The organism is Mitsuaria sp. TWR114, assembly GCF_007997345.1.
Genome location: NZ_VOSR01000260.1, coordinates 1 through 6,147, shown reverse-complemented (window position 1 = coordinate 6,147; position 6,147 = coordinate 1). Strand labels below are relative to the sequence as shown.

Below are 6,147 nucleotides of genomic sequence, written 5' to 3'. Positions count from 1 at the left end.
CTGCGCCGCCGCGGCCAATGGCTCTTCGCGATCCACCGCGGGCCGCAGCCGGCCGTGGTGCCCGTGCCGCAGGGCGCGATCCCCTTGCTCGGCGGCGCGACGCTGCCGCCCGGCGGTGTCGGCATCTGGCATCTGTCCGATTGAGCCCGGTCGCGCTATCGTCCGTCCCTTCGCGCACCCGGCGCACCGGTCCCACGCCCCTCCGATCCACGTCCCACTGCCCTCGCCCGCTCCCAGATGGTCACCTCTTCCGAAGTCTCCGCGGCCTTCGACCGCAACCGCCACTCGCATCGCCGTTTCAATCCGCTGGCCGGCAAATGGGTGCTGGTGTCGCCACAGCGCAGCCTGCGCCCGTGGCAGGGCCAGACCGAAAGCCCCGACCTGGAAGTCCGCGCCTCGCATGACCCGGGCTGCTACCTGTGCGCCGGCAACACCCGCATCAACGGCGAGGTCAACCCGTCCTACACCGGCACCTTCGTCTTCGAGAACGACTTCCCCGCGCTGATGGCCGATGTGCCGGCGCCGGACGCTGGCGGCGCCCCGGCGGCGGCGGCGGGCCTGTTCCAGGCCGAACCGGCCCGCGGCACGAGCCGGGTGATCTGCTTCTCGCCGGACCATGGCCGCAGCCTGCCCGAGCTCGACGAGGCCGCGCTGCGCGAGGTCGTCGCCTGCTGGGCCGCGCAGACGCGCGAACTGGGCGAGCGCTGGCGCTGGGTGCAGGTCTTCGAGAACAAGGGCGCGATGATGGGCTGCTCCAACCCGCATCCGCATGGCCAGGTCTGGGCCAGCGACTTCGTGCCGGACCTGCCGGCGCGCGAGGACCGCCTGCAGCGCGACTGGCTGGCCGCCCAGGGCGAGCCGATGCTGCTGGCGGTGGCGCGCGCGGAGGCCGGCGGCGAGCGCGTGGTCGTGCAGAACGACGACTGGCTCGCGTTGGTGCCCTATTGGGCCGAATGGCCGTTCGAGACGCTGCTGCTGCCGCGCTTCGCCGTGCAGCGGATGGACCAGCTGAGCGCGTCGCAGCAGGCCAGCCTGGCGGCCATCGTGCGCGCGCTGACGATCCGCTACGACAACCTGTTCCAGTGCAGCTTCCCGTACTCGATGGGCTGGCACGGCGCGCCCACCGGCGCCCAGGCCGAGGCGTCGCCGCACTGGCAGCTGCATGCGCACTTCCATCCGCCGCTGCTGCGCAGCGCGACGGTGCGCAAGTTCATGGTCGGCTTCGAGCTGCTGGCGGAGGCGCAGCGCGACCTCACGCCCGAGCAGGCCGCCGCGCGGCTGCGCGAGCAGCCGTCCACCCACTACCGCCAGCGCTGAGCCTGCCCGGCGCCGCGACGACCGCCCCTTTCAACCCGGCGCTGACGACCGAGTCCCCTCGATCGATCGGCGTCCCCGCTTGCCACCGCCTGCCATGACCTCTGCCCCGACCGACCTCCCGCCCACCGCGCTCGCCGTCGTGCGTGCCTTCACCGAGCGCCACGGCGTCGCACCGACGGTGCTGGCGCGCGCGCCCGGCCGGGTCAACCTGATCGGCGAGCACACCGATTACAACGACGGCTTCGTACTGCCGGTGGCCATCGACCGCGACACCTGGGTCGCCGCCGGACCGCGCGATGACGGCCAGGTGGACGCGCTGGCGCTCGACGAGCAACAGGCCGAAGACCGCTTCGCGCTCAGCGCCGAGCCGCCGCATTTCCCCGGCGGCGGCTGGCGCGACCATGTGCGCGGCACGCTGGCGCAGCTCGCGGCCGAGCTGCCGGCGCTGGCCGTGCCGCGCTTGGGGCTGGCGGCGTTCCGGCGTCGCGCGGTGGTGCACCTGGCCTTCCTGCTGCTGGCGCTGGCGACGGTGGGCCTCGTGCTGACGGTGCTGATCGACCAGAAACAGCGCGCCTACCAGCGCTACGCGCAGGGTTTCCGGCAGTCGCTGGCGGAGATCGTGCTGCAGCTGCGCCATCCGAGCGGCCAGCTCGCGCTGCTCAATCCGACGATGAGCGCCGGCGGCCGCGACGGCCAGGCGCTGTTCCGCTTCCCCTACGGCGCGCGCAACGACGCGGCGCTGGGCGCGATCGAGGCGCTCAAGCTGCGCTCGATGATGTGGAACGTCGACTCGCTGGACTGGTCCGATCCGATCCCGAAATCGATCGCCGCGCGCGTGCTGGGCGAGCTCGGCAAGCAGCAGCGCGGCATCGTGCTCTTCCACGACATCCACGCCCGCACCGTCGAGGCGCTGCCGCTGGTGCTGGACCAGCTCAAGGCCGAGGGCTACAAGTTCGCGGCCTGGAAGGACGGCCGGATCGTCGCCGTCGACGCGCCCGCGGTGGAGGCCGCGCCGGACCTGGCGGGCGCCAACCTCTACCGCGACAGCGTCGCGCTGGTGATCGGCATCGACCAGTACAAGAGCTGGCCGCGCCTGCAGCATGCGGTGCGCGACGCCCAGGCCATCCAGGAAACGCTGCGCACGCAATTCGGCTTCCGGCCCGAGAACATCACCACGCTGACCGATGGCGACGCCACGCGCGCCAACATCCTGCGCGCGCTCAACGCGATGGCGCGCAAGGGCGGGGATGGCCGGCTCAAGCGCGATGACCGCGTGTTCGTCTTCTTCGCCGGCCATGGCAGCACGCGCAAGCTGCCCAGCGGGCGCGACGTCGGCTACATCATCCCGGTCGACGCCGGCACCGACGACCTGCAGACCGACGCCATCGCGATGCCGCAGCTGCAGGAGCTCAGCGAGGCGCTGCCCGCCAAGCATGCGTTCTTCGTCATCGATGCCTGCTACTCGGGCCTGGGTCTGACGCGCGGTGGCGCGGCGGGCAGCAGCGCCAACTTCGTGCGCGACAACGCGCGCCGGCTGGGCCGCCAGATGATGACGGCCGGCGGCGCCGACCAGCAGGTGGCCGACGACGGCCCCGGTGGTCATTCGGTGTTCACCTGGACGCTGCTGCAGGCGCTGTCGGGCAAGGCCGACCTCAATGGCGACGGCCTCATCACCGCGACCGAGCTGGCCGCCTATGTCGCGCCGGCGGTGTCGGCGATCGCGCACCAGACGCCGGCCTTCGGCAGCCTGCCCGGCAGCGAGGGCGGCGAGTTCATCTTCGAGCTGGCGTCCGCGCAGGAGCAGGCGCTGAGCGGCGACAGCAACCAGCTCGACGCCAAGGCCAGCGCGCTGGCCAAGCAGGCCGATGACGCCCGCAATGCGCAGCTGCAGCCGGTCGCCCAGGCCCTGCGCGATCACCAGGTTCATCGGCGGATCGCTGAAGGCGCGCGCGACGCGCAGCGATGCGGGACGGTGGAAGACCTCGGCGGTCGGGCCGTACTGCAGCAGCTCGCCGCCCCCGCGCCGATCAGCGCGCGCGTCGCGGCGCAGCGCGCCAACGACCGCGGCCTGCAGCTCTACAAGGAGCGCCGCTACGACGAGGCCGAGGCCGCCTTCACCGAGGCGCTCAAGCTGCAGCCCAAGTTCGCGCTGGCCGCCAACAACCTGGGCTTCATCTACTACAAGCGCGACAAGCCGGCCGAGGCCGCGCGCTGGTACCGCAAGGCCATCGAGATGGACGGCAGTCGCGCGCTGGCCCACCTGAACCTCGGCGATGCGCTGCTGCGCGCCGGCGATGAGGCGGGGGCGCAGGCGGCGTACCGCGCGTTCATCGAGCTCTCGCCCCAGCATGCGCGCGCGGCGGGGCTGAAGGCCTGGATCGAGCATCCGGACAGCGCGCCCAAGCCGGAACCGCCGCGTTGATCGAGGGTCCGCCGCGCGGCACGAGTCCCGCGCGGCGCGTGATCGTCATCCATCGCGGCGTTGATTCCGGCGCTGATCGCCGCGTTGATCGCGACGTCGATCACGGCATCGCCCCGGACGTTGGGCAGGCCCGACGCCAGGCGGGTTGTCCCTGATGTGAGGGGCGTGGGCTTGCTGCTTAATCCGGCCTTTCCCGCTCGGTTGACGTCTGGTTACCGCTTCGTCCCATGGTTTCGCTGGCTTCCGATGGCGTCGCACCGCGCCTGATCCGTGTGCATCAGATCGATCCCCTCGCGTGGGCGCCGCTGCTCGCGGCCAGCCAGGGCGAGGGCTGGCAGATGCTGGGCCGGTTGATGGACGAATGGCGCAGCGGCGCCAATCGCTACGAGCAACCCGGCGAATCGCTGTGGGCCTGGTTCGATGCCAACGGCCAGGCGATCGCGGTCGGCGGCCTGAATGTCGAGCCCGCGCCGGGACGTCCCGGCACTGGCCGCATGCGGCGTTTCTACGTGCACCCGGCCTGGCGCGGCCACGGCCTGGCGCGGCGGCTGGTCAACGCGGTGCTGGCCAGCGCGCAAGGCCACTTCAGCCGCCTGCATGTGAATTGCGAGAGCCCCGAGTCCGCGTCCTTCTGGAGCCGCTGCGGCTTCGCCCCAATCGACGCGCAGCGCGAGCCGATCGAGCGCCCGGCCCGCTACACCCACGTGCGGCTGCTCCCGCGCTACCAGGCGGCCTGAACGCGCGGCCGCGAAGGCTCGGGCCGCTTCGGGCCGCTTCAGGCCGCTTCACGCCGGCTTTGGCGGCCAGTGCTTCGCGCAGACCTCGGCGACGTGGGGCAGGGCCTCGATGCGCTGCAGCAGCGCGAAGAAGGCCGGCCGCTGTTCCTCGAGGAACTTCCGCGACCCCGACCACTTCGACACGATCACCGCCATCACGTCGAGCGCGCCCGGCCGCGCGCCGCTGAGCCACGGATCGCCGGGGAACATGTCCGCGAACAGCGCCCAGTGGTGATGCAGACGGGCCTTCGTGCCGGCCACGATGGCGTCGTGATCGGCCTTGTCGGTGCGGGTGGTATAGCGGCCCGGGTAGTCGATGACGCTGATGCAGCTGTAGCAGTTGGCCGCGATGTAGACCAGGCCGCGCAGCACGCGGTCCCGCTGGCGCTCGTCGTCGCCGAGCAGCCCGGCCGCCGGGAAGCGCAGGCCCAGGTGCATCAGGATCGCGCCGCTTTCCGTCAGCACCTCGCCCTCGGGCGTGCGCAGCGTCGGGATCTGCATCAGCGGATTGAGCGCGCGCAGCGCCTCCTGCGCCGAGGCGTCCTCCCACGACGAGGCGTGTACCGTGCGGTAGGCCTGCCCGCACCAGCGCAGGCCGATCTCCACGATCGACGAGCCGGAGCCCTGGGTGCCGTACAGGACGTAGCCGGCGTCCGACGCCGGACTGGAGACGCTCATGTCGAACTCCACGGGAATGGGGAGCGGCGAGTGTAGGAGCCGGTCGTGCCGCCCGGCGGAAGCCCGCGTGCCGGGCAGGGCGGTGGGCCCGGCCGGTCAGCGCTCGAAGAACTTCATCCGCTCCTCGTCGGCCGGATGGGTGTTGAAGGCGATGCGCAGCAGCTCGCCAGCGCCCGCCTTGGCGTGCTCGCCGACCTCGCGGCCCAGCGTCTTCGGCTCGGAGGCGCGCTCGGCCTTGGCCTGCGCGGTCCTGGCCGCGCGCCACGCCCCGATGCGCTCGAACAGCAGCAGCATCGCGCGCGGCGAGCGGCCGCTGTCGATCAGCAGGCGCTTGGCCTGCGCATCGGCCTCGCGCTCGAAGTCGCGCGAATAGCTGGCATGCGTCAGCGCCGCCGGCGCCGCGGTGGCATTGACCACGTACAGCACCCGGTCGAAGACCGCGTCCGCGCGCCCCGCGCCGTCCAGTCGCCCGACGATCACGCCCGGCTGCTGCGCCGGCCCGGTGTTGTGGAAGACCAGCCGCCGCGCGATCTCGCTCGGCTCGTTCAGCCGGAACAGCGGGGTGCTGGCGCGCAGGCGCAACTGGTCGAGGAACACGCGGCGCGTCCAGTCGATCACCGCCGGCCCCGGCTTGATCGCGGGATCGGCCAGCAGCGGACGCAGCAGCGCGAAGTCCGCGCCGTTGTCCCGCGTGGGCGGCAGGCCGGCGCCGAAGCCGTTGTCCCGGCCGGTCCAGTCGAGCCGGTTGAACCAGTCCCCCGAGTCGTAGCTGTTGCGGTCCATCGACTTGGACCGCAGCAACTCCCCGCCGGCATGGAAATACGAGATCCCCTGGCTCAGCGCGTTGATGCCCAGGGCGACGGCCTGGGTGCGGGCGCGGTCCTCGGCGCTGGTGGCGCGCGGCAGCTTCAGCACCAGGGCGTCGAACAGCGTCTGGTTGTCGTGGTTCTCGAC

The 6,147-nt window shown here is 72.2% G+C and carries 5 protein-coding genes and 2 pseudogenes; 4 read left to right on the top strand and 3 right to left on the bottom strand.

The features are described from left to right. Positions 1-237 precede the first annotated feature (237 nt). Entirely contained in the window at positions 238-1,317 is a 1,080-nt protein-coding gene (locus FUT87_RS11345; protein ID WP_091727573.1) for a UDP-glucose--hexose-1-phosphate uridylyltransferase, read from the top strand. A gap of 94 nt (positions 1,318-1,411) precedes the next feature. Further along, positions 1,412-3,016, top strand: a pseudogene (locus tag FUT87_RS11335) (galactokinase family protein); the annotation flags it as partial. Positions 3,017-3,225: 209 nt separating this feature from the next. Here the strand turns inward: FUT87_RS11335 and FUT87_RS31700 are convergent. Beyond that, positions 3,226-3,331, bottom strand: a pseudogene (locus FUT87_RS31700) (ABC transporter); the annotation flags it as partial. Between FUT87_RS31700 and FUT87_RS31695 the strand changes: the two are divergent. Next, positions 3,290-3,739 carry a tetratricopeptide repeat protein gene (locus tag FUT87_RS31695; RefSeq protein WP_404935393.1) on the top strand — a complete coding sequence of 150 codons (450 nt, stop codon included), beginning with the start codon at positions 3,290-3,292 and terminating at the stop codon, positions 3,737-3,739. The pseudogene FUT87_RS31700 and the gene FUT87_RS31695 overlap by 42 nt on opposite strands. Before the next feature lie 227 nt (positions 3,740-3,966). Further along, positions 3,967-4,476: a GNAT family N-acetyltransferase gene (locus tag FUT87_RS11330; RefSeq protein WP_091730663.1), complete on the top strand. Its 510-nt coding sequence runs from the start codon at positions 3,967-3,969 to the stop codon at positions 4,474-4,476. A 48-nt stretch (positions 4,477-4,524) separates the two neighbouring features. On the opposite strand, the gene FUT87_RS11325 is transcribed toward FUT87_RS11330, so the two are convergent. Continuing rightward, a complete protein-coding gene (locus FUT87_RS11325) occupies positions 4,525-5,193 on the bottom strand; it encodes a glutathione S-transferase family protein (RefSeq protein WP_147241085.1) in 669 nt (222 codons plus the stop codon). A gap of 96 nt (positions 5,194-5,289) precedes the next feature. Then, positions 5,290-6,147: alpha-1,6-glucosidase domain-containing protein (locus FUT87_RS11320; RefSeq protein WP_147241084.1), on the bottom strand; the 858-nt coding region annotated here is incomplete at its 5' end.